This is a genomic window from Chitinophaga sp. 22620, from assembly GCF_052044405.1.
In the GTDB taxonomy this organism is placed as follows: domain Bacteria; phylum Bacteroidota; class Bacteroidia; order Chitinophagales; family Chitinophagaceae; genus Chitinophaga.
Window position 1 is genome coordinate 174,917 of record NZ_JBQEMV010000007.1, and the last position, 21,583, is coordinate 196,499.

19 protein-coding genes are annotated in these 21,583 nt (G+C 51.3%); 13 read left to right on the forward strand and 6 right to left on the reverse strand.

Going from position 1 to position 21,583, the window contains the following annotated elements; translation table 11 throughout:
• Positions 1-41 precede the first annotated feature (41 nt).
• On the forward strand, positions 42-902 hold the full coding sequence (locus tag ACTJIK_RS25515; RefSeq protein WP_440650423.1) for an ankyrin repeat domain-containing protein: 861 nt from the start codon (positions 42-44) through the stop codon (positions 900-902).
• A gap of 83 nt (positions 903-985) precedes the next feature.
• On the opposite strand, the gene ACTJIK_RS25520 is transcribed toward ACTJIK_RS25515, so the two are convergent.
• From ACTJIK_RS25520 to ACTJIK_RS25530, 3 genes are read right to left on the reverse strand one after another with little or no spacing between them, the layout of a single operon-like run.
• Positions 986-1,333, reverse strand: a complete 348-nt coding sequence (locus ACTJIK_RS25520; protein ID WP_440650424.1) for a glyoxalase superfamily protein — start codon at positions 1,331-1,333, stop codon at positions 986-988.
• A 25-nt stretch (positions 1,334-1,358) separates the two neighbouring features.
• Positions 1,359-1,721: a DoxX family protein gene (locus ACTJIK_RS25525; RefSeq protein ID WP_440650426.1), complete on the reverse strand. Its 363-nt coding sequence runs from the start codon at positions 1,719-1,721 to the stop codon at positions 1,359-1,361.
• An 18-nt stretch (positions 1,722-1,739) separates the two neighbouring features.
• The gene (locus ACTJIK_RS25530; RefSeq protein ID WP_440650428.1) at positions 1,740-2,210 is read right to left on the reverse strand and encodes a hypothetical protein; all 471 of its coding nucleotides are present in this window, start codon (positions 2,208-2,210) and stop codon (positions 1,740-1,742) included.
• A 116-nt stretch (positions 2,211-2,326) separates the two neighbouring features.
• Here ACTJIK_RS25530 and ACTJIK_RS25535 point away from each other — a divergent pair, with 116 nt between their 5' ends.
• On the forward strand, positions 2,327-2,971 hold the full coding sequence (locus ACTJIK_RS25535; protein ID WP_440650429.1) for a MarR family winged helix-turn-helix transcriptional regulator: 645 nt from the start codon (positions 2,327-2,329) through the stop codon (positions 2,969-2,971).
• Between the two features lie 122 nt (positions 2,972-3,093).
• Here ACTJIK_RS25535 and ACTJIK_RS25540 read toward each other — a convergent pair whose 3' ends face one another.
• Entirely contained in the window at positions 3,094-3,690 is a 597-nt protein-coding gene (locus ACTJIK_RS25540; RefSeq protein ID WP_440650431.1) for an FMN-dependent NADH-azoreductase, read from the reverse strand.
• Positions 3,691-3,802: 112 nt separating this feature from the next.
• Here ACTJIK_RS25540 and ACTJIK_RS25545 point away from each other — a divergent pair, with 112 nt between their 5' ends.
• Positions 3,803-4,189, forward strand: coding sequence for a winged helix-turn-helix transcriptional regulator (locus tag ACTJIK_RS25545; protein WP_440650432.1), 387 nt, complete (start codon positions 3,803-3,805; stop codon positions 4,187-4,189).
• Positions 4,190-4,289: 100 nt separating this feature from the next.
• On the opposite strand, the gene ACTJIK_RS25550 is transcribed toward ACTJIK_RS25545, so the two are convergent.
• Positions 4,290-4,805, reverse strand: coding sequence for a methylated-DNA--[protein]-cysteine S-methyltransferase (locus tag ACTJIK_RS25550; protein ID WP_440650433.1), 516 nt, complete (start codon positions 4,803-4,805; stop codon positions 4,290-4,292).
• 184 nt (positions 4,806-4,989) lie between these two features.
• Between ACTJIK_RS25550 and ACTJIK_RS25555 the strand changes: the two genes are divergently transcribed.
• The 6 genes from ACTJIK_RS25555 to ACTJIK_RS25580 all read left to right on the forward strand — a co-directional run bounded on the left by ACTJIK_RS25555 (position 4,990) and on the right by ACTJIK_RS25580 (position 16,545).
• The gene (locus ACTJIK_RS25555) at positions 4,990-9,075 is read left to right on the forward strand and encodes a hybrid sensor histidine kinase/response regulator transcription factor (RefSeq protein ID WP_440650435.1); all 4,086 of its coding nucleotides are present in this window, start codon (positions 4,990-4,992) and stop codon (positions 9,073-9,075) included.
• A 143-nt stretch (positions 9,076-9,218) separates the two neighbouring features.
• Positions 9,219-12,311 carry a SusC/RagA family TonB-linked outer membrane protein gene (locus ACTJIK_RS25560; protein WP_440650437.1) on the forward strand — a complete coding sequence of 1,031 codons (3,093 nt, stop codon included), beginning with the start codon at positions 9,219-9,221 and terminating at the stop codon, positions 12,309-12,311.
• A gap of 17 nt (positions 12,312-12,328) precedes the next feature.
• Positions 12,329-14,002 carry a RagB/SusD family nutrient uptake outer membrane protein gene (locus ACTJIK_RS25565; RefSeq protein ID WP_440650438.1) on the forward strand — a complete coding sequence of 558 codons (1,674 nt, stop codon included), beginning with the start codon at positions 12,329-12,331 and terminating at the stop codon, positions 14,000-14,002.
• Positions 14,003-14,004: 2 nt separating this feature from the next.
• Positions 14,005-15,531, forward strand: coding sequence for a glycoside hydrolase family 30 protein (locus ACTJIK_RS25570; RefSeq protein WP_440650440.1), 1,527 nt, complete (start codon positions 14,005-14,007; stop codon positions 15,529-15,531).
• Positions 15,532-15,727: 196 nt separating this feature from the next.
• A complete protein-coding gene (locus ACTJIK_RS25575; RefSeq protein WP_440650442.1) occupies positions 15,728-16,054 on the forward strand; it encodes an ArsR/SmtB family transcription factor in 327 nt (108 codons plus the stop codon).
• The gene (locus tag ACTJIK_RS25580; protein WP_440650444.1) at positions 16,051-16,545 is read left to right on the forward strand and encodes an SRPBCC family protein; all 495 of its coding nucleotides are present in this window, start codon (positions 16,051-16,053) and stop codon (positions 16,543-16,545) included. Before ACTJIK_RS25575 ends, ACTJIK_RS25580 begins: the two co-directional genes overlap by 4 nt.
• Before the next feature lie 63 nt (positions 16,546-16,608).
• On the opposite strand, the gene ACTJIK_RS25585 is transcribed toward ACTJIK_RS25580, so the two are convergent.
• Entirely contained in the window at positions 16,609-17,649 is a 1,041-nt protein-coding gene (locus ACTJIK_RS25585) for a bifunctional transcriptional activator/DNA repair enzyme AdaA (RefSeq protein ID WP_440650446.1), read from the reverse strand.
• A 333-nt stretch (positions 17,650-17,982) separates the two neighbouring features.
• Between ACTJIK_RS25585 and ACTJIK_RS25590 the strand changes: the two genes are divergently transcribed.
• From ACTJIK_RS25590 to ACTJIK_RS25605, 4 genes are all read left to right on the forward strand, one after another.
• The gene (locus ACTJIK_RS25590) at positions 17,983-19,479 is read left to right on the forward strand and encodes an FRG domain-containing protein (RefSeq protein ID WP_440650447.1); all 1,497 of its coding nucleotides are present in this window, start codon (positions 17,983-17,985) and stop codon (positions 19,477-19,479) included.
• Between the two features lie 166 nt (positions 19,480-19,645).
• Entirely contained in the window at positions 19,646-19,978 is a 333-nt protein-coding gene (locus ACTJIK_RS25595) for a HopJ type III effector protein (protein ID WP_440650448.1), read from the forward strand.
• Positions 19,979-20,177: 199 nt separating this feature from the next.
• On the forward strand, positions 20,178-20,636 hold the full coding sequence (locus ACTJIK_RS25600; RefSeq protein WP_440650450.1) for a MaoC family dehydratase: 459 nt from the start codon (positions 20,178-20,180) through the stop codon (positions 20,634-20,636).
• Positions 20,637-20,894: 258 nt separating this feature from the next.
• Positions 20,895-21,578 carry a hypothetical protein gene (locus ACTJIK_RS25605; RefSeq protein ID WP_440650451.1) on the forward strand — a complete coding sequence of 228 codons (684 nt, stop codon included), beginning with the start codon at positions 20,895-20,897 and terminating at the stop codon, positions 21,576-21,578.
• The last annotated feature ends 5 nt before the right edge of the window (positions 21,579-21,583 follow it).

Sequence of the window (21,583 nt, forward strand, 5' to 3'; positions counted from 1 at the left end):
AAATTCAGTAAATTAACAGCAGAGCCGTTCAAACCTTCTATATGCCCGACCCTGCCATTACAGATGCCATTTTCATGAAAGCGGTGGATGCCGTCGGTTCCGGCGACCTGCCGGAACTGGAACACCTGCTTGCCTGGCATCCACAGCTTACGTCTTACCGTCATCATACACCGGACGACGGATATTTCAAAAGACCTTACCTCCTGTGGTTTATTGCGGACAATCCTGTAGAAAGAGGCGAACTGCCGGAAAACATCACCGCCATCGCCGCCGTCATTATTAAAACCATCCGCCAGCACGCACCTGAAACCTTGCAGGAACAGCTGGACTATGCGCTTGGACTTGTAGCCACCGGCAGGGTGCCGAGGGAATATGGTGTGCAATTGACACTTATTGATCTGTTGATCGATAACGGGGCGAGGCCGGGCAGCGGGATCGGCGCATTGGCGCATAATAATATAGATGCCGCACAAAGGCTGATAGACCGCGGAGGCGACCTCACGCTGGCCGCGGCGGTTTGCCTGCGGCGGACGGACTGGCTACCCGCATTGCTCGAACGGTCCAATGCTGCCGAGCGGCAGGTGGCGTTTGTGGCGGCGGCGTTCTATGGGTATGCGGACATGTTGCGCCTGTTGCTGGAGCACGGCGTCGAAATAAATGCCCTGCCGGAAAAAGATCACGGGTTTCACCATCACGCTACGGCCTTGCACCAGGCGGTGTTCTCCGGTTCGCTGGAAGCCGTGAAAGTATTGATGGAAGCGGGCGCCGATCCGGGTATTCCGGACCGGGTGTATCATGGCACGCCGCTGGGATGGGCCACCTATATGCAAACTACAGACGAGGCCACGCCCGGGGAAAAAGAAAATTACGCGGCGATCGAAGCCTACCTCAAAGAAAAATAGTACGCGGAAATCCGCCAGGCCTGCGCAGAATCGCGCCGGCACCAAGGGGGATTCCCGGTGTGTTTCGCCGGCCGATGAGGTAATTAAATGCCATGCCCAAAACGGATGAAGTGCCCGTCAGGGTCCTGCACGAGCATTTCCCGCACCTTCCATTCCTTGTCTTCCGGAACGGAAACGATCTTCGCTCCTTTGGCTTTGATGCTTTCGTAATATTCATCCACATTCTCCACGAAAATGGACAACCAGGTTCCTGGCTGCCCCTGTCCGCTTTCACAAAAGAAAACAGATACCTCGCCTTGGGAGACGCCGCCGAAATCGGGCGGATCGCCCCAGCCCCAGTGCTCGCTGAACCCCAGCACCTCCGTGTAATAACGGATGCTCGCCGGCACATTGGCGGAATACAGGATGGGAATAACGCAGTTGAACTTCATACACTGAATGTAAGAAAATCACCCGTCATTTCGCTTTAGCGGCCTGTTTATTAAAGTAGCGCATGGCCAGCAGCAACAACACCAGTTCGGTGAGCGGCAGTATCACTTTATAGAAAGGATCGCGGCTGAAGAAGTGCGCGATGGAAGCGGATACGAGGCAGATGGAAAAGCCCACGAACACATATTCCTTATACCGCTGGGGAATTCCCGGCAGCAGGATCACGATGGCGCCGATGATCTTGGCCACCGTCAGCTCTATCCTGAAATAATCCGGGAAACCCAGCAGGCCCATCGCCACTTTATTGGTGAGCGTAAAATAAGCGCTGAAGAACATGAACGCGCTGATGAGCCCGGTGATGGCATAGTGATTTCTTCTCGTTTTTTCCATGTTGAAGCAAATGAAAGGTTAGTTGAATTTGAATACGCTAAGGCAGAATATCACCAGGAACAGGAACAGTTGCAGCAGGTGAAAGCGGCTGATATTGCTTTTCACCTTCAGCAGACTGCCTTCCCCCGCTCCTGCCTGCAATAGTTTACCGAGCCTGCCCGCCTGCAATCTGCCCAGCAGGATGCCGTTGATGATAATAAGGATCACCAGCCCGAACTTGATCCGGAACCACAGCTGCTCGCCATACACTCCTTTCGTCAGGACCATCATGGTAAGGCCGGAAACGATGATACAGGCCGCGCCGATGCCGAAGAACAAAGGCGACCGTTCCCGCGCCTCGCGGATAGCCAGGCCGCGCGAACGGTCGATGGCAAAATGTTTCCAGAACTGCCGGGTGATGGAAAAATCCTGGATAGTGGCGCCCGCCATAAGCGCCAGTCCCGCAAGATGCGTAATGAGCGCGATGTTGTAAATAGTCATGGTTGTCATGGCATACTTATTTCGTTTACGGATAAATTCTTATCAAATATAAGACGATATCGTAGTAATAACCAAATATCCGAAGCATATTTTTTATATTTGCTTCGGAATCGAACTAACCATTTATGAATAAAACTGTTGCACTGGTGAAGGCCTGGGGGGAATTTGAAGAAAATCACCCTGACGGGGACCTTGAAGATTTTTGCCGGCATTATCTCGCCAGCCGCCGCCCCCCGGCCAAAGAACAAAAAAGCCCGCTGGTGGGCGGTGTGGTGCCGCCGGTTGCCGACGGCCTGCTGCTGAAGATCATCGGCCGGATACACAAGCTGAACTTCTCTTACGCCAACCTCGCGCTGAAAGGCACCGACCTGAACCAGATAGAGGAATTCGGGATACTACTCACCATTAAACAGGAAAAGAACCCCCGGAAAACGGAAGTGATCTATGCAAACCTTTTCGAACTGAGCAGCGGTACCGATATGCTGGGCCGCATGATCAAAAGGGGGCTCATCCGGGAGTACGACGACGTGGAGGACAAGCGCTCCAAGCGCATCGAGCTCACCGCCAAAGGTGAAAAAGTGATAGCCATGAGTTTTCCCAGGGTCCGGAAGATGGCGATGATGATGCTGCACGACCTGACCGAAGATGATAAACAACTGTGCATCCAGTTGCTCAAGAACATCGAGATAAAGTTTTCCGCCCTCTGGCCCAAACACCGCGGCCGGCCGTTTGAAGAGGTGTTTGAAGAAGTGATGGAGGGAAAGGAATGACGCTGCGCGTTAATGGTAGCCCGGGTTGATGAAGACATAGCTGGTTCTGGGCATAACTGCCCCGCAGAAAAAAGGCTTCCCCCTTCAACAGGGGAAAGCCTTGTAAAAACCAAACATAAAATCTATACCGCCACTCTTTCAATCGCTTTCTCCAGGGCGGTTTCCTTCACATCAGGGATACTCACACCCTCCACGCGGTAAGTGGTAATATCTGTAAGGCCGATGAAGCCGAGCGCGCTTTTCAGGTATGGTTCGGTGAAGTCGAAGGCCTTCATGGCGCCGTCGCTGTAAATGCCGCCGGTAGCGATGGCGAGGTAGACCTTTTTACCTTTCACCAGCCCTTCCACCCCATATTCCCCGTATTTGAAAGTGCGCCCCACGCGGAAAATATGATCGATCCATGCCTTGAGGCTGGAATGAATGCTGAAGTTGTACATGGGTACGCCGATCACGACTACGTCCGCATCCAGCAGCTCTTCAATCGCTTCATCAGAATGTTTCAGCGCTTCCACCTGCTCGTCCGAACGTGCCTCCGGCGGCGTGTGGAACGACCGGATATGCATTTCTTCCAGGTGCGGGAAAGGCGTCGCGGTAAGGTCGCGGGTTTTAACTATGCTGCCGGGATATTTGGATTGCAGCTGCGCTACAATAGCTTTGCCGAGTTGAATGCTGTATGAGCCGTCCTGCCGGGGGCTCGAAATGAGATGTAATATTTTCATTCTTTTGCTTTTTGGTAAGGCAAAAATATTTTCACTAGCTTTACAAAAGCCGCTGCTATACAGCAGGATACCGGTATACAAAAGGATAGTGGCACCAAAAATTCTTTTAAAAATGAATGAGGAAATTCATAACGTGGAGAAATGTAAGGCCCACATCAGCGGGGTCCAGGATGCGCTTTACGCCATTGGCGGAAAGTGGAAAGTGCTCGTGATCTCCGCCTTGCTCAACAACGCAAAGCGCTTCAATGAAATCGAGCGGTCTATAGACGGGATCACACCGAAAGTGCTTTCAAAAGAACTGAAAGACCTGGAGCTGAACGGCTTTGTGAAACGGATCGAGTTGAATGGCAACCCCGGCCAGATATCTTACGAACTCACCCCGTACGCCGAATCGCTGAAGGAGATCGTTAATTTGCTGAGCGCATGGGGCAAGCAGCACCGGCAGCATGTGCTGGGCATGAGCAAAAACGAATGGATGGAAAAAGAGCTGCAGAAATAATGTCAAAAAAAACGCAGGCACATGGAAACAACCCTGCAAAAACAAACCCCTCCCCAAAGATCTCCCGGCTTACCGGCTCAGTTGAGAAGATGGTAGTGTTTCACCAGGGCAATTCCGCCTGCTTTGTCCCCAGCTTCGCTCCTTCCAGCAACAACAGCGCCGCTTTCGTTTCAATGCCGCCCGCAAAGCCGGTGAGCCCGCCGGAAGTGCCCAGTACCCTGTGGCAGGGAACAATGATGGAAATAGGGTTCCTCCCATTCGCCGCGCCTACTGCCCGCACGGCTTTAACGTTGCCCATCTGCCTGGCAATGTCCAGGTAAGTTCTCGTTTCGCCATAGGGAATAGTAGAAAGTATGCGCCAGACCTCTTTCTGGAAGTCCGTTCCATCAGGGTCCAATGCAATGGAAAAGGAAGTGCGTTTGCCCTCGAAATATTCTTTCAGCTGGCTTTCCGTTTCCAGCAATACCGGGTGCTGCGGTTCTTCCGTATATTTCCTCACGCGCGTACGGTTGGGTTTATCGTTCTCCCAGAGAATAGCCGCCAATCCTTTGCCGCTGGCTACGATCCTCAGCTTCCCCACCGGGGAATCCACCTCTTTATAAGCATATTCCATCATTTAATATTAGCCAATTTTGGCGAATCGGCGTAAAAAAACAACGCTGCGTTTCCCTGCATGCGTTTTGCCAAATAACACGGAAAAGTGTTAAATTGACAATTTACTGAGAGGTCATACGAAACAACCAGATCTGAAACGCGGGCGCTCTGCCGGTTTTCATAGAAATTAAAATTGCCATATGGGTGTGAAGAGAATAAAAGCATTGCTTTTACTTCCGTTGATCATTGCAGCCAACTCACTTTCAGCAGCCAGCTACCCGGTACGGTACCTGGGCATCGAAAACGGCCTGTCCAACAACGCCGTGGTGAACATTTACCAGGACAGTAAAGGGTTTATGTGGTTTGGTACTTACGACGGGCTTAACCGGTACGACGGTTATAAATTCAAAATATACAGGAACAAGACCGGGGACAGCACTTCCCTGGCGGATAACGGCATATGGACCCTGGAGCAGGATGGTGCCGAACGGCTCTGGATCGGCGGCCGCAAAGGCGTGAGCATTTTTGATCCCTTCCATGAAAAATTCTCACCGGCCATGTACCTGCCTGCCGGTTCGGGCAGCGCGGAAAAGCTGGCGGGAAATATCCACGTGATCAGGTCCGACAAAAAGAAGATGGTGCTCGTCGGAACCGAGAACAACGGCCTGATCCTGTTTGGCGCCGATGGCGGAACAGGCCGGCAGATACCCTTGCAGCAAGGTTCCGGGAAGATCATGGACTACGAAGTAATGGCGATCGATTTTGATACGGACACACGGTATGCCTGGGTATTCGTGCAAAACAAAGGTCTTTGCCGTTACGATGCCCGTAGCAACACCCTCAGCGTTGTGAACAACCAGGTGCAGCGGGGCAATTGCCTGAGAACCGACCGCCAGGGCGGCATATGGCTGGCCACCAATGCCGGGCTTTTCAGGTACGACAAGCGGGCGGGAGCATTTTCCGGCAACTACCTTGAAGAAAGCTGCAAGGCAGTGAACCTTTGTATAGATAAGCATGGAGATATCTGGATAGGCACAGATGGCGAAGGCATATTCATTCTCCGCCCAGGGGAAACGAAAGCAGGCGCCCTGAGCTTCCCGGGAAACAAGCACCTGCTCAGCAGCAACGCCGTTTATTCCATTTGTGAGGACCGGGAAGGCCGCAAATGGATCGGCACCCTGCGTGGCGGCATCAACATCATAGAGCCCCGGCCGGCCCCGTTTGAGCTGCATTCCTTCAATAACAATCATTCCCTCAGCCCTACCAATAATTTCATCTTTTCATTTTGTGAAGACAAGGACGGGTACATCTGGATAGGAACGGATGGCGGCGGCCTGAAGCACTGGAACCGGGCGAACAATACCTGGAAAAATTATACCTACCATCCCGGGAATAAAAACGGCATCAGCAGCAATTTCATTACTACCATTATCAAAGATGACCGGGGAGATACCTGGTTCTCCACCTGGTTCGGCGGCGTGAACCGCTACCATGAAGCCAGCGGTACCTTCGAGCGGTTTACCTGTGTAAACCCGCATACCAAGGCAGAGGAAAATAATGTGTGGCTGGTATATGAGGACGCCCAAAAGACGCTCTGGGCAAGCACTACCAACAACGGCACCTTGTATACATTCAACCGCGCCGCCAACCGCTTCGATATTTTTGATAACAGTATCACCAACATCCAATGCCTGGCGGAAGACAGCCGGGGCAACCTCTGGGGCGGCAATTACTCTTCCCTCGTCAGGATCGACCGGGTACATAAAAAGCATAAAGTATATAATACCGGTTATACCATCCGCGCCATTCATGAAGACAAACGGGGCCGGTTCTGGCTGGGAACAGATGGCGGCGGGCTGTTGTCCTTTAATGCAGAAACAGGCGCTTTCACCCGGTTCACCGATGCGGACGGATTACCGAGCAATTCCATCCTCCGTATTATGGAAGACGATACCGGCAACCTCTGGCTCTGTACATACAACGGACTGTCGCGCTTCGATCCGGCAAAAAGCACATGCCGGAATTTCTCACAGTCAGACGGCCTGCAAAGCAACCAGTTCGCCTACAACGCCGCGCTGAAGCTGCGTTCCGGGGAGCTGATGATAGGCGGCATCAAAGGGTTCAATATTTTTTACCCGGACAGCGTGTACGAACAAAAAGACATTCCTTCCGTGCTGCTCACGGGAATAAAAATAGATAACGTACCGATCGAGCAGGATACCGCTTATATCTCCGGCAGGAACAGCGGGGATATGCCCGCGCTGCGCGTGCCTTACGGCAAGGCTTCCATTTCGCTGGACTTTGTTGCGCTGGAATACACTTCGCCGGACAAGATCAGCTACGCTTATTACCTCGAAGGCTGGGACAAAGACTGGAATTACGCGGGCGAAGCCCGCACCGCGAATTACACCCGTTTACAGGAAGGAGAATATACCTTCAAAATAAAAGCAACGAATACGAACGGGAAGTGGGGCCAGGAACTGCGCGCCGTAAAGATCATCGTGCTGCCGCCCTGGTACAGAACCTGGTGGGCCTATCTTTTATATATTACCTGCCTGGCCGCCGCCATTTATTTTTATATACAATACCGCACCCGGCAGGAGCGCCTGAAATATGAGATAAAGCTCGCGCACCTGGAACGAGAAAAGGAAAAAGAGCATAATGAAAGAAAGTTCACCTTCTTCACCCATGTATCGCACGAGTTCAGAACGCCCCTCACCCTGATCATCAACCCCCTGAAAGAGCTTATACACAATAAGGAAGAGCAGGTGAGCCATGCGGACCTTGGCGTGGTGTACCGGAACTCGCGGCGGTTGCTGAGCCTGGTGGACCAGTTGCTCCTTTTCCGGAAAGCCGATGCGGGAGGAGACCAGCTGAAGATCGCCAGGACGGACATTGCGGAGCTTTGCAACGAAGTGTACCTCTGCTTCACCCAGCAGGCCAGGGCCAAACATATTCAATACGGCTTCGTCCATAAAGGAACCGCATCCGCGATATATGCCGATTATGAAAAAATAGAGATCGCGCTTTTTAATATTTTATCCAACGCATTTAAGTTCACGCCGGAAGGAGGCGCCATCACTTTCGAGCTGGAGGAACAGGAAAACGAAGTGCTGATCAGCGTCAGGGACAGCGGTTGCGGGATAGACGAACAGTCCGGCAACCTTATCTTCGAGCAGTTCAGGCAGGCCGGCAACCGCCCCGAGCGCCTGCAGACCGGCTTCGGCATAGGGTTATACCTGGTGAAACATTTTATTGAAGCCCACCGGGGCACTGTTTCCTACGAAAGCCGCGTTCAGGAAGGCACCACATTTTTTATCCGCCTGCAAAAAGGCACCGGGCACCTCCCCACGGCATGGTTTGTCGGGGATACCGCCACAAAATCTGCCTTGCTGGAAGAACTGACCGCGGAAACCAATGCTCCGGCTGCGCCGGAAGAGCCAGGCTGGAAAAACCGGGAGCCGGCGGCGGAAGAGCTTGTGACGGGGAAATGGTCCATACTCCTGATCGACGACAATGCGGAAATAAGAAAATACCTCCAGCAGCTTTTCTCGGATAAGTATATCGTTTACGAGGCGGATAACGGGAACAGCGGCTTCGCCATGGTCAACAAATGCATGCCCGACCTGGTGATCAGCGATGTGCATATGGATGGAATGGACGGCATGGAACTGTGCGGGAAGATCCGGAAAACCGAGCATCTCAGCCATATCCCCGTGATCCTGCTCACCTCCACCTCCTCGCCTGATGTGCAGGTAATGGGCATAGAAGGAGGAGCGGACGACTACATTACCAAACCCTTCGAAAAAGACCTGCTGCTGGCCAAGGTGGAGCACATCCTCAAAACGAGGAACCTGCTCAGGCAATATTTCCTGGACCAGATCACTTTAAAAAGCAGCAGCATACGTGTGCCCGCCGAATACCAGGATTTCCTCCGGAGATGTATCGGGGTCGTTGAAGAGAACCTGGATAACGACGATTTTTCCATCAAGGCATTTACCCAGGCCATCGGCATGAGCCATTCCAGCCTTTATAAAAAGGTGAAAGCCGTGTCCGGGCAGACCATCAATTCCTTCATCCGCTCCATCCGTTTAAGAAAGGCCGCGGTATTAATGTTAAAAGAAAATTATACGATCAACCAGGCCGCCCTCGAAGTGGGCATCGGCGATATCAGGTACTTCCGCGAACAGTTTGTGAAGCTGTTCGGCATGAACCCCTCCGACTATATCAAAAAATACCGCCATTCGTTTAACGGTGATTATAATATCATCCGTTCAGACGCCTTCAAATAGCCGCATAAAAAGGGGGGTAAATATGATTCTACCCCCTTTTTTAAACGATTTACCCCCTCTCCCCCTGCTTAACCACGGCTTAATTTGCAAGTATTCACAGCAAAGCCGCGAGGCTGTTTAATTACTAATTCCAAACACTCGTTATGAAAAGATCTCGACCAACGTCCGGACACTTTGGAGTATTCCTGTCCCTCCTCCTTCTTATCTCATCTTTAACCGTCCGGGCGCAGCGCGCCAATATTACAGGGAAAGTAACATCCGGGGAAGACCGGGTGCCGGGCGTAAGTGTCAGGATAAAACACAGCAACCAGGGAACGCTCACAGACCAGAACGGGCAATTCACCCTGCAGGCCTCCGTGGGCGATACGCTGGTGTTCAACCATATTTCTTATGCCGCCCTCGAAATGCCCGTTAAAAACCACTCCCCGCTGGAAATATCGCTGGTGGCCAATAGCCAGAACGTGAGCGAGGTAGTGGTGGTTGGGTACGGCACGCAAAAAAGGGCCACCCTCACCGGTTCCATTTCCGTTGTGAAAGGAGCGGATATTGTGAAAAGCCCCCAGCCCAACCTGTCCAACTCCCTGGCAGGCCGTTTCTCGGGCCTCATCGCCAATAACAGGTCGGGCGAGCCGGGCTACGACGGATCCAACATGTATATCCGCGGGCTGGCCACCACCGGCAACAACGACGTGCTGGTTGTGGTAGACGGGGTGCCCGGGCAGATAGGCGGGCTGCAGCGGCTGGACCCGAACGATATTGAAAGCGTAACCGTGCTGAAGGATGCGTCCGCCGCCGTATATGGCAGCAGGGCCGCCAACGGCGTAATACTGATCACCACTAAAAGAGGAAAGACCGGTAAACCCGTTATCAGCTACAGCTTCAACCAGGGCTTCTCCTCGCCCACCCGCCTGCCTAAAATGGCGGATGCGGCTACCTACGCCGCCATGATGAACGAAATAGAATATTATAACAACCCGGCGGGAGGGCTTAACCAGTTCTATACAGACGCGGAGCTGCAGAAATTCAGGGACGGCTCGGACCCGCTGAACTTCCCCAATACAGACTGGCAGGACGCTACCTTAAAAAAGACCGCCCGGCAGCACCAGCACAGCCTTTCCGTGAACGGCGGCAGCGACAATGTGAAATATTTCATATCCCTGGGCATCATCGGGCAGGACGGCCTGTACCGTAACGGCGTGACCCAGTACGACCAGTATAATTTCAGATCGAACATCGATGCGGATGTGACCAAACGCCTGAAGGTGAGCCTGTATCTTTCCGGCCGGCAGGAAGACCGCTTATTTCCGCAGACCGGCGCGGGAGACGTTTTCCGGTCGATATACCGCGCTTACCCCACTGTGGCCGCCATTTACCCTAACGGGCTGCCCACCACCGGCATAGAGAACAACAACCCGGTAATGCAGGTAACGGACATAGCCGGCACCAACCGCAATCCCACACAGGTTTTCAACGGTATCCTGAAAGGCAGCTATGCCATACCGGGCGTTGAAGGGCTGTCGCTGGACGGGTTCTTTTCCGTGGACAAATCCTGGAACTTCAGCAAATCATTCAGCAAGCCGTATATCCTGTACAATTACAGCGCAGGCACCAATACGTATAACAAAGTGGTGGTAGGCGGCTCCGCCGGCGCGGCAACGCTCACGGAACTGCAGCAGAACCAGGAAATGCGCGTATCCAACATCAAGCTCAATTATACCCGGCAGTTCGGCAAGCACAGCATAGACGCGTTTGTTGCATACGAGCAGAGCAAAACCGTGATGGACAGTCTTAGCGCCGCGCGGCTGAACTTCCCTTCCCCGCAAACGCCCGAACTGTCACAGGGCGGGCCGGCCGCTACGGATAAGAACAACGCCGGCAAAAGTTACCTCTTCACCCGTAAAAGTTATATTGGCAGGGTGGCCTACAATTACCAGGAAAAATACCTGCTGGAAGTGCAGGCCCGTGTAGACGGCTCGTCCACATTTGCGCCAGGGAATCAATATGGTTTCTTCCCTTCGGTATCCGCGGGCTGGAGGATATCCAAAGAAGACTGGTTTGAGCCCGTAACATTCATCAACGACCTGAAGCTGCGGGCTTCCTACGGCACGCTCGGCAACGACAATGTAGGGCTGTTCCAGTACTTCGATAACTATTCCTTCAATAACCTGTATGTACTGGGCAGCAGCGGCACCATCCGCCCGGGTATAGACATCACCAAGCTGCGCAACCCGGACATCACCTGGGAAACATCCAAAAAGCTGGATGTGGGCATCAACGCAGTTTTCCTGAAAAATTTCAACCTGGAATTCATTTACTTCCAGCAAAAGCGGGCGGATATCCTTACACAGCGCAACGCCTCCATCCCGCAGTCCTCCGGCATCGTGAACCCACATGCCAGCGATCCCCTCGTGCCCGCGGAGAATATCGGCAAGGTGAACAGCAACGGCATAGAAGCTTCACTGGGATATAACAACACCACGCCCGGCGGGTTTGGTTACCGCATCAGCGGCAACTTCACCTATGCAAAAAGCGAGATCATATTTATCGACGAAGCAGCAGGCACCCTGGATTATCAACGCCAAACCGGGAGGCCGCTGAACACCTACCTGCTGTATGATGTGACCGGCATTTACAGGACACAGGAAGACCTCAATAAATTTCCCCACCTGAGCGGGAACCAGCCAGGAGACCTTATCTACAGGGATTACAACGGCGACGGGCAGATCACCGCGGACGACCAGGTAAGATCCCGATACGGCAACATACCCGAGATCACTTACGGCCTGGTGCTGGGCGCTGATTACAAAGGTTTCGACCTCTCCGCGGTTGTGGCAGGCCAAACACATGTGAGCCAGTACGTGCTGCCCGAATCCGGAACGGTGGGCAACTTCTACAGCAGCTGGGCGGATAACCGCTGGAGCCCTTCCAACACGGCCGGCACTTATCCCCGGGTGGACGACCGGGCATCCGCTTCCATCAACGGCGGGCTGTACCAGAATAATTTCTGGCTCAACAACGCCTCCTTCCTGCGGTTAAAAAATGTGGAGCTGGGTTATACCATCAAAGCCGATGTGCTTTCCCGGATCAGGATCAGCGGGCTGCGCGTGTACGCAAGCGCCTTCAACCTCTTCACCATTACCCCGGTGAAAGACTACGATCCTGAAGGAAGCAGCGCCAGCGGACAGTTCTACCCGCAGCAGCGCATCGTGAATGTTGGCGTAAATGTTAAGTTCTAACCGAAAAGATCAAAGCAATGAAGACTACAAACATCTTAATTATATCGGCATTCATATTATCAGGGATATTTTCTTCCTGTAAAAAGGACTACCTGGACATTGTGCCAACCGACCGCATCTCGGAAGTGGCGCTGTTAGCCGATTCCGCGCTTTTTGAAAATTATGTGATCAACCGGTATATGAGCATCCGGCTGCAGGACAAAGAAGGCGAAGGCACCTTGCCGGGCTTTGGCAGAGGGTTTGAATACGCCATGTGGAGCGCGCTTTCAGACGAATCGATCTACAACAACGACGATAATACCTGGCTCGTGCAGCGCGGGCAGCTGGCCCCTGAAAACACCGGTATCACGGGCACCATCTGGGGAAGAAGCTACCGGAGCATCAGGGAATGCAATTACGCCCTGAGCAATATAGACAGCGTGCAGATGAGCGATACCAAAAGGGGCCTGCTGAGGGCCGAGCTGCGTTTTATCCGCGCCTTCCGCTATCACGACCTGATCCGCAATTACGGCGGTGTGGTGCTGATGGGCGACAAGGTCTACAACCTCGAGGATAATCTTACAGAAAGCGGCTTATTCACCCGTTCAACTTTAAAACAATGCCTTGATTACGCCATTGCCGAGCTGGATGCAGCCGCACAGGCTTTACCCATGCTGAATGCGGACAAGACCTGGGACCTGGGCCGGGCCACGAAAGGCGCTGCGCTGGCTTTAAAAGCGAGGCTGGCCTTGTATGCCGCCAGCCCGCTGTATAATGCAGGCACCTGGCAGGCCGCGGCAGCAGCCGCAAAAGCGGTGATGGACCTGAACCAGTATGGCCTCGCCGCCGATTACGGCAGGCTGTTCCTCACCTCCGGCAGCAACGAGATCATTTTTGCAAGGTATTTTGCAGTAGGCGCGCGCCACGTTTGCCTTGAAATAGCCAACGGTCCCAACGGGTATGGCGGCTGGGCAGGCAACACGCCGCTGCAGAACCTGGTGGATGCTTACCAGATGAAGAACGGTAAAGACATTACCGATCCCACTTCAGGATATAATCCGCAACAGCCTTATGCCAACAGGGATAACAGGCTGGCCGCTACCATCCTGTATAACGGCGCTTCCTACAGGGGCAGCACTATTGAAATTTTCACACCCGGAGGAAAAGACAGCAAAGACGGTCCTTCCAACTGGAACACTACCAAAACAGGTTATTATCTCCGTAAATTCATGGACGACAACAACCCGATCGACAACCCATGGAACGTAGCCGGTCTGCAACCCTGGATCTACCTGCGTTACGCGGAAGTGCTGCTGAATTATGCGGAAGCGCAGAATGAAGCCGCGGGGCCGGATGGCACCGTGTATAACGCCGTGAACCTGGTGCGCCAGAGAACGAGCACCGCACAGCCGCCACTGCCCGCCGGGCTCTCGCAGGCCGCTATGAGGGATGCCATCCGGAAAGAAAGACAGGTTGAGCTGGCGTTTGAAGAGCACCGCTTTTATGACGTGCGCCGCTGGCAGATCGCGAATGTGACAGAGAATGTGCCGGCATATGGTATAGATGTGACAAGGACCAACGGTGTGCCGGGTTATACGCGTAAAGTAGCGCTGAGCAACCGCGCCTTTGCCAATAAACATTACTGGCTACCGATCCCGAGATCAGAGATACAGGCATCCAACAATAAGCTGACGCAGAACCAGGGCTATTGATCATGAAGAACATACTACCATTGCTGTGCGCCGTAATGGCCCTGCAGCAAGCCGCAGCACAGCCTGCGCAACGAAAACCCATTGCCGTCCATATCGATCCGGCGGTTACGTACCAGACCATTCACAACTTCGGCGCATCCGATGCATGGGCATGCCAGTTTGCCGGCAACTGGCCGGATGAAAAACGCAACCAGATGGCGGACTGGCTGTTCAGTATGGATACCACCGCTGCCGGCGGGCCCCGGGGCATAGGGCTTTCCATGTGGCGTTTTAATATCGGCGCGGGAAGCGCGCGGCAGGGAGATTCAAGCGGCATTAAAGATGAATGGCGCCGCGCGGCGTCTTTGCTGGACGATGATGCCGCCAGCCGGGAACGGCAGGCAGGGCAGCTATGGTTCCTCAAGGCCGCGAAACAAAGAGGGGTTCCGTATTTCCTTGCTTTCCTCAACAGCCCGCCGGTACAATTCACCATCAACGGGAAAGCATTCGCCACGAAAGGGAATTGCAATATCAGCCCGGAAAAGTATGCAGCCTTATCTGCTTACGTCGCGGAAGTGATCCCTGCGGTACAAAGCAAGACAGGCGTGAAGTTCGATCATTTCAGTCCTGCCAACGAACCGCAATGGGATTGGAGTGACGGCGGCCAGGAAGGCTGCCCGTATAACAACGACGAGATCAGCGGCCTGGTGAGGAAACTCAGCGAAACATTCACCGCGAAACAACTGGATATCAAGATACTGATCGCTGAAGCCGGCAAGATCAATTACCTGTATGAAACGCACGACAAACCCGGTAAAGGCAGGCAGATCAACGCTTTTTTCAGCAACAGTTCTGCTAGCTACCTGGGAGGCCTGCCCAACGTCCGTCATAGTATTGCAGGTCACAGTTATTTCACCACCTCTCCCGCAGCCGGGGCCGTGGCCATGAGGCAACAGCTGGCCGCCAGTATAGATTCCATACCGGGGCTTGATTTCTGGCAATCCGAGTATTGCATCCTGGGCGACAATGGCGGCGAGATCAACGGCGAAGGGAAAGACCTGGGAATGAATGCAGCCCTGTACCTGGCGCGCGTGATCCATCATGATCTGACCGTGGCCAATGCCGCGGCCTGGCAATACTGGCTGGCGGTTTCACCCTACAATTACAAAGACGGCCTGGTCTATATCGATAAAAACAAAACAGACGGGCAGGCGCAGGACAGCAAAATGTTGTGGGTACTGGGCAACTACAGCCGTTTCATCAGGCCGGGTGCAAAAAGGATACAGGCGACTGCGGACAGCAGCGGATCAGAGCCGTTGCTGGTGTCTGCCTACCGGAATGCGGATAATACCGTGAATATCGTCATCGTCAACAACAATCCCGCAGCCGTTGACATAACGCTGAATTTCAGGAATGCAAGGCCGGAACAGCTGCGCAGCTATGTTACTGCCGAAGGCAGCAGCCTGCAACCGGGCAGCCTGTATGGCGGTGAAAATACAGCTATCGGCGTTCCCGGCAGATCGGTAGTGACATTGACGGGGAAAATGTAGTTTTAATAACAATAAGTGCTATGGGCCGGCTTTAAAAGCCGGCCTTTTTTTTGTGGCAAATATTTTCCTTTGGAAACCCTGATGAAATATGCGTTTCCAACAACCTCTAAACATCTTGTCCGAAAAAGATCAAAAATAAATTTGCGCAACCAAATAGTTGCCTTATATTTGCAACCATATAGTAGCACATTATAACATGGAAGTAAGAAGAGATGTTTTCCAGGCGATAGCCGATCCTACCAGGCGTGCCATCATAGGGCTGCTGGCCGTGCAGGCCATGACGCCCAACGCGCTGGCGGAATATTTTAATACAAGCCGGCAGGCCGTGTCCAAGCACATTAAGATACTGGCGGAATGCCATATCGTAAAGCAGGAACAGGCAGGCAGGGAAATTTATTACCATTTCAATGCAAAAAAAATGAAAGAAGTAGACACCTGGCTGGAGCAATTCAGGAATATGTGGGATGACAGATTTAACCAGTTAGACAATTTATTGAATAACTTAAAAAAAGGTAAAAAATGACCACCAAACATCAAATGCAGATCACGAAAGACGCATCCAACAAAAAGTTGGTGCTTACCAGGGAGTTCGACGCCGAGCCCAAGACGGTGTGGCAGGCATATACCACCAGTAAAATGCTGGATCAATGGTGGGCGCCCCGGCCATGGAAAGCCGAAACTAAATCTATGGACTTCAAAGAAGGCGGCACCTGGTTATACGCCATGGTAGGGCCTGAAGGAGAAAAGCACTGGGCGAAGGCTACTTATGGCAAGATCAATGCGCCCGAGTTCTTTACCGTCTCAGATATGTTCTGTGACGAGCAGGGCAACCCGACGCCCGGCATGCCGCAAATGGATTGGCGGGTTGAGTTCTCCAAAACAGCCGCCGGCACGAAGGTGACTACTTACATTACCTTCGCCAGCGAAGAAGACCTGCAAAAGATCGTTGAAATGGGCTTTGAACAGGGTATCGCAATGGCTGCGGATAACCTGGATGAATTGCTGGCCAAATAAGGACGATATATGTACCATTTTACCTAAGAATACCTCGCCATCGGGCGGGGTATTTTTTTGCGGTCAGCGGTTCGCCTTTTCCATATCCAGCAGCTTTTCCTTGCGCCAGATGCCGCCGCCATAACCGGAAAGATCACCGTTAGCGCCAATTACACGATGGCAGGGAATAATGATAGCGATCTTATTCATTCCGTTCGCATTGGCCACGGCTCTCACAGCGTCCGGCTGACCGATGTTTTCAGCCTGCTGTTTATAACTCCGGGTTTCACCGTACGGGATTTGTTGCAGGGCCAACCAGGCCTTTTGCTGGAATTCAGAGCCCGGGGCGCATAAGGGAACGGTGAACCGCTTGAGCGTGCCTTCGAAATACCTGCGCAGCTGCTCTTCCAGCAAGGCAAAATGCGCGTTATGGCCCTGAACAATGGTGGCGTTGAATCTCCTGGCCAGATCCTTAAATTCCGTTTCCAGCATTCTCCTGTCCGTAAATTCCAGCAGGCATATACCTTCTTCTACAGCACAGGCGTACATCGTTCCCAGGGGCGTTTCCAGCCTTTTTAGGTCTATTATCATTTTTGTCCTGCTGTCCCTGGGCGAGAAACCGAAAACCGTCCTGAATGAATCGCCAAAACCGCTGAGTGACTCATATCCTGTATCAAAAGCGACATCTGTAACCGTTTGCCCTTCCTGTATCTTTTTAAAGGCCGTATTAATGCGGTGCATCCGCTGGTAGGCATGGAAAGTAATACCGTAGTTCTTAAGGAACCAGCGCCTGATGGCGTTCGGCTCCAGCCGCCTCTGCCGGAGGTCTCCATCTTTTAACCGCAAAGAAGGGTCATCATTCAGATCGTCCATCAGTTGTTTTATCCGTGGTGGCGTTTCATGGAGGTTTTCCATCGGATGGCATACCCTGCAGGGGCGGTAGCCTTTCATGACCGCTTCCTTTATTGTGCTGAAAAACTCTACGTTCTCCTTCTTCGGCTTCCTGGCCCTGCAGGAGGGACGGCAAAATACACCGGTGGTTTTTACCGCGGTAAAGAATACTCCTTCGAAGGAAGTGTCTTTCCGGACAATCGCCTGGTACATATCGTCTATTGAAAGTTGCATGGCTGTTTATTTATTTCATAAAGGTAGTGAGCCCCGGCTATTACGGCCAACCGGAAAATTGACAGGTATTTTTTCCTGCTGAGCCGGTTTGCATAAGCTGGTAGAAAAAAGCCAAATCGTTATATGGAGCACCCGGGAAGCCGATCAGCAAAAATAACATATGACCTGGGATTCGAGTCCCCTTCGCATTTTCAAAGCTGTTTAAGGCGAAAACAGAGAAGTCGCCTGGCGGGTTCAGGGAGGGGAATTAGCGAGAGATTTGGCGCTAAATGAATAAATTTATTAATTGCATCCGAGGACGTATTTTTTTAAAAATATTCCTGGATCACATCAATGGCTTTGAAAAAGGATTATGAAACAATAGTAGGTTCGTTGGAAGAAGCACTTGACCTGGCTAAGCAATGGCAAGGTGAGGGAAAATTTGATCTATTCAGAGGCCAATGCAGGAACTGGAAGCTTCTGGCAAGTGTCCACAGGGTCAAAAATCAAAATGAATATACTTCGCATCTTGAACGGCTCAGAATCCTGTACTCCTTCATGAGAAGTAATCAAGCCTTAAAGAACTACATCCACAACCCGGATCATTTTATCGCCATCGCCCAGCATTATGGGTTAGCGACCAATTTCATAGATTTCACGGCGGATCCCGAAGTGGCGGCTTATTTCGCAACTCATTCAGCCAACCCGGCCGATGAATATGCTTGCATTATATGCGCCAACAGAAAAGATTTTAGAGAGGTAATGGAATTTGCAAAACCGGGATTGCATAAATACCTGATAGATGGTCATCAACCTGATTTTTTATCCTTTGACGTGAAAAATCTCTGGCGGCTCCAGGCACAGAAGGGGCATTTTCTGTATACACCGTTTGCGGGGATCGAAACAATTTACAGATTTAACAGGATACTGTTCCCGTTTACGAAGCCATTTAATAACCTCAAGGATGAAGATATCTACCCGGTTTCGAAAAGCATGCTGGAAACCTACCTCGACCACTTCTTCTCAGCCGAAGGGCGGAGCAGAAGTATGGAACTTCTGATTGACTGGATTGGTGAAGACAAGATACACCGGCTACCAGGGCACAATATTTTTGATTACATTGACCGTAAATGCAAGCCTCATTATTCCTGGCGACGGAGCAATATAATTCAATGGCGGACCGACGTCGGGGAACACTGGAACCAATTGGAAAAAAAGAAACAATTGGAACTTTATTTTTCCTATTCCCAGATACGTAACGAGGAGGCAGACGCACTCACTGAACAGATAGAGCAAATATTGTCCCGGAATTTGACGTGCAGGAGTAATATAGTAAAACTTTTTATCAGGCGAGGCCGTATTCCGTTCAACAAAAAGCTAAATACCCGAATACAGAAAGGTTGTAACCTCATATGGAATGGAATGCGTAAGCTTCCTTATACCAACCGGGAAATCGCCATTACTTTATCACGGTTTGTGATCATGATGAGTGTTGTCCAGGAATACAAGAATGATCATTACAGGCCGCTAATCGGCCAATCGGTATATATTAGTTTAAGCAGCGGAGACGGAAGCTATTCGCATGCTTACGTTGGAGGGTATAATATACTGAATGCCAAACGGAAAAATATCTACAATTACATCAACATCAACGACAGGACAATATGCAAGGATAACCCGGTAGCCCTCACGCAACTGATTAATAACCCAAGATTCCTGTTCACCTTTGAGGGATTCCGGGAATTATTTGTATCGGATATAATCCCGGGCCAGACAATTCTCGGCATAAGCGATCAAAACCCGGTGATCTATTTTAATCCCGTACATATTAAAGTATGCGGATTAGCATAGTAGTCAGCTGTATCACATCCGGCGCACCAACGGGTCAGGCGGTATATGTTTTTGAAAAGCTTTCTCTTTAAATTTCTATTTTTGCCCCGTTAAACGAGGTTCTCGGGCCGTAATCCACAGGCTTCCCGTACAGCCTCATAGAGAAACTAATTAATGAAAATGCTGAATGAAAGAGCACCTAATTAAAAAATTAAAAGACAATTCCCTCTCATTCAAAGAGGTGATCGAATTTATAGAAACGCACTACCAACATCAGCCTACAGCCTTTAAAAACGGCGAGGCAGCTAATGAAGCAACGCAAAACCAGGGCAGCGCCAAGGTTTTTGCTTTCGCGCAAATAAATGAACTGAGTGAAGAAGATACCCTTCTTTTATTCGCGGAGCACTATCAGTCCGTATTAAATAATCCTGACGGAACGGACCATCAGAACATCCGGCAGTTTATGAAGCATGGCTGGCGGGGGATAACATTTGAAGGGCAGGCGCTGACAGAGAAATAGCGCTGATCGCTACTTTCTTTGAAGTAAAAAAGGATATAAAGCCAGGGGGAACCGGACTTGTTTAGCGGGCTCTTCAATAAATAAAAATGGAATAATATTTGGATAGATGAAAGAATAACAGTAGGTTATAAATTCGTCTATCCCGGGCGACATACTTTATCGCCAGGATTCTTACAACTTTAAATATTAAACAAAAATTATGGTGATCGTCAACAGTTTCGCAGAATACCAGGCATACGAGGGTAAAGAAATAGGCAGTTCTGAATGGCATAAAATAGATCAGGAACAGATCAACAAGTTTGCGGATGCCACGCTGGATCATCAATGGATCCATTGCGATGAGGAAAGAGCAAAGAATGAAGGGCCTTTCAAAACCACCATCGCCCATGGTTACCTGACGCTGGCGCTGATTCCATACCTGTGGAAGCAAATCGCAGAGATCCGCAATGTTAAAATGGAAATAAACTACGGTATAGAGCAATTTAAGTTTGGCCAGGCTGTGCTGGTGAACGATGAAGTGCAACTGAAAGCGAAACTCAATTCTATAGTGGATTTAAGGGGTGTTACGAAAGTGATAATCGGCGCCACCCTCAGTATTAAAGGTAAGGCGAAACCCGCTTACACGGGTGATGTGGTGTTCCTGTACCATTTCGCCTGATATTCATAATAAAACGAATTTTTTTGCCGGCAAAAAGGGGGAAATCAGCGATGATTTCCCCCCAACCAACCAAAGCCTCCCCGGTATTAGCTTTGTAAAGCCCGCCCAAATATCCCAACCGGTTTACTACGGATTTTTCCGTTCCCTCAACAATATGCCCCGTTCCCTAAAAACCATACTCCCCCTTTTCAAAATATCTCTAATTATACATTGTCGCGGAACACACGATTGATTGTTTATTAACTTCAAAAATCTGTTATGCAAAAACATGCTTTTTGCTGCCTGCTCCTGTTTGCATTCGGCAGCATGCTCCTTCTCACATCCTGCAAAAAGGACGGTAACGGGCAGAATAACGGGAACGACAGTACGGAAAACCTGTCCGGCCGCTATTACATTGCCACCTCCCCGATAAACACAGACCGCGAAAGGCGCTACCTGCTCGCTGAAACTGTTCACCGCACCGCCGAAGGCCGCCAGCTTTCATTATCCTATCACTCAAGCCTGGCGGACGTGGTAGACACAGTGTATGTATGGACGGTGGAAAAACTGGGCAACGGATATTATGCCGTGTACAAGATCGGGCACAACATTGATTCCCCGTCCCGCGTATACTGGACGCAGGGAGAGCGGAACAACCCGGTACTCCCCACCGCCATCCGGCTCACTTTGATCTACGAGGAAGATATGCCTGACCGGAAACCCGGACCCAACCAGCAATTCAAGATAGTACGGAACGGAACAGGCAATCTCAGGATCACCACCAGCGACGGCAAGCCTCCCATATTCATGGCTGCCTACCTGAAGAAAAACGGCGCCATAGTATCATATGAGCTCTATGGCCTGTTCCTCGACGATACACAACCCAGCTGCATGTGGAAAACGCGTGCCGACGTAGATTCCATCCGCTATTGTTTTATTGAAGGCGTAAGCTTTCGGAAATAAAATCC

What these genes read in the sequence shown, in the direction of transcription:
- ACTJIK_RS25515 (WP_440650423.1), top strand. Translation starts at nt 42, where the DNA reads ATGCCCGACCCTGCCATTACAGATGCCATTTTCATGAAAGCGGTGGAT.
- ACTJIK_RS25520 (WP_440650424.1), bottom strand. Translation starts at nt 1,333, where the DNA reads ATGAAGTTCAACTGCGTTATTCCCATCCTGTATTCCGCCAATGTGCCG.
- ACTJIK_RS25525 (WP_440650426.1), bottom strand. Translation starts at nt 1,721, where the DNA reads ATGGAAAAAACGAGAAGAAATCACTATGCCATCACCGGGCTCATCAGC.
- ACTJIK_RS25530 (WP_440650428.1), bottom strand. Translation starts at nt 2,210, where the DNA reads ATGACAACCATGACTATTTACAACATCGCGCTCATTACGCATCTTGCG.
- ACTJIK_RS25535 (WP_440650429.1), top strand. Translation starts at nt 2,327, where the DNA reads ATGAATAAAACTGTTGCACTGGTGAAGGCCTGGGGGGAATTTGAAGAA.
- ACTJIK_RS25540 (WP_440650431.1), bottom strand. Translation starts at nt 3,690, where the DNA reads ATGAAAATATTACATCTCATTTCGAGCCCCCGGCAGGACGGCTCATAC.
- ACTJIK_RS25545 (WP_440650432.1), top strand. Translation starts at nt 3,803, where the DNA reads ATGAATGAGGAAATTCATAACGTGGAGAAATGTAAGGCCCACATCAGC.
- ACTJIK_RS25550 (WP_440650433.1), bottom strand. Translation starts at nt 4,805, where the DNA reads ATGATGGAATATGCTTATAAAGAGGTGGATTCCCCGGTGGGGAAGCTG.
- ACTJIK_RS25560 (WP_440650437.1), top strand. Translation starts at nt 9,219, where the DNA reads ATGAAAAGATCTCGACCAACGTCCGGACACTTTGGAGTATTCCTGTCC.
- ACTJIK_RS25565 (WP_440650438.1), top strand. Translation starts at nt 12,329, where the DNA reads ATGAAGACTACAAACATCTTAATTATATCGGCATTCATATTATCAGGG.
- ACTJIK_RS25570 (WP_440650440.1), top strand. Translation starts at nt 14,005, where the DNA reads ATGAAGAACATACTACCATTGCTGTGCGCCGTAATGGCCCTGCAGCAA.
- ACTJIK_RS25575 (WP_440650442.1), top strand. Translation starts at nt 15,728, where the DNA reads ATGGAAGTAAGAAGAGATGTTTTCCAGGCGATAGCCGATCCTACCAGG.
- ACTJIK_RS25580 (WP_440650444.1), top strand. Translation starts at nt 16,051, where the DNA reads ATGACCACCAAACATCAAATGCAGATCACGAAAGACGCATCCAACAAA.
- ACTJIK_RS25585 (WP_440650446.1), bottom strand. Translation starts at nt 17,649, where the DNA reads ATGCAACTTTCAATAGACGATATGTACCAGGCGATTGTCCGGAAAGAC.
- ACTJIK_RS25590 (WP_440650447.1), top strand. Translation starts at nt 17,983, where the DNA reads ATGGCTTTGAAAAAGGATTATGAAACAATAGTAGGTTCGTTGGAAGAA.
- ACTJIK_RS25595 (WP_440650448.1), top strand. Translation starts at nt 19,646, where the DNA reads ATGAAAGAGCACCTAATTAAAAAATTAAAAGACAATTCCCTCTCATTC.
- ACTJIK_RS25600 (WP_440650450.1), top strand. Translation starts at nt 20,178, where the DNA reads ATGGTGATCGTCAACAGTTTCGCAGAATACCAGGCATACGAGGGTAAA.
- ACTJIK_RS25605 (WP_440650451.1), top strand. Translation starts at nt 20,895, where the DNA reads ATGCAAAAACATGCTTTTTGCTGCCTGCTCCTGTTTGCATTCGGCAGC.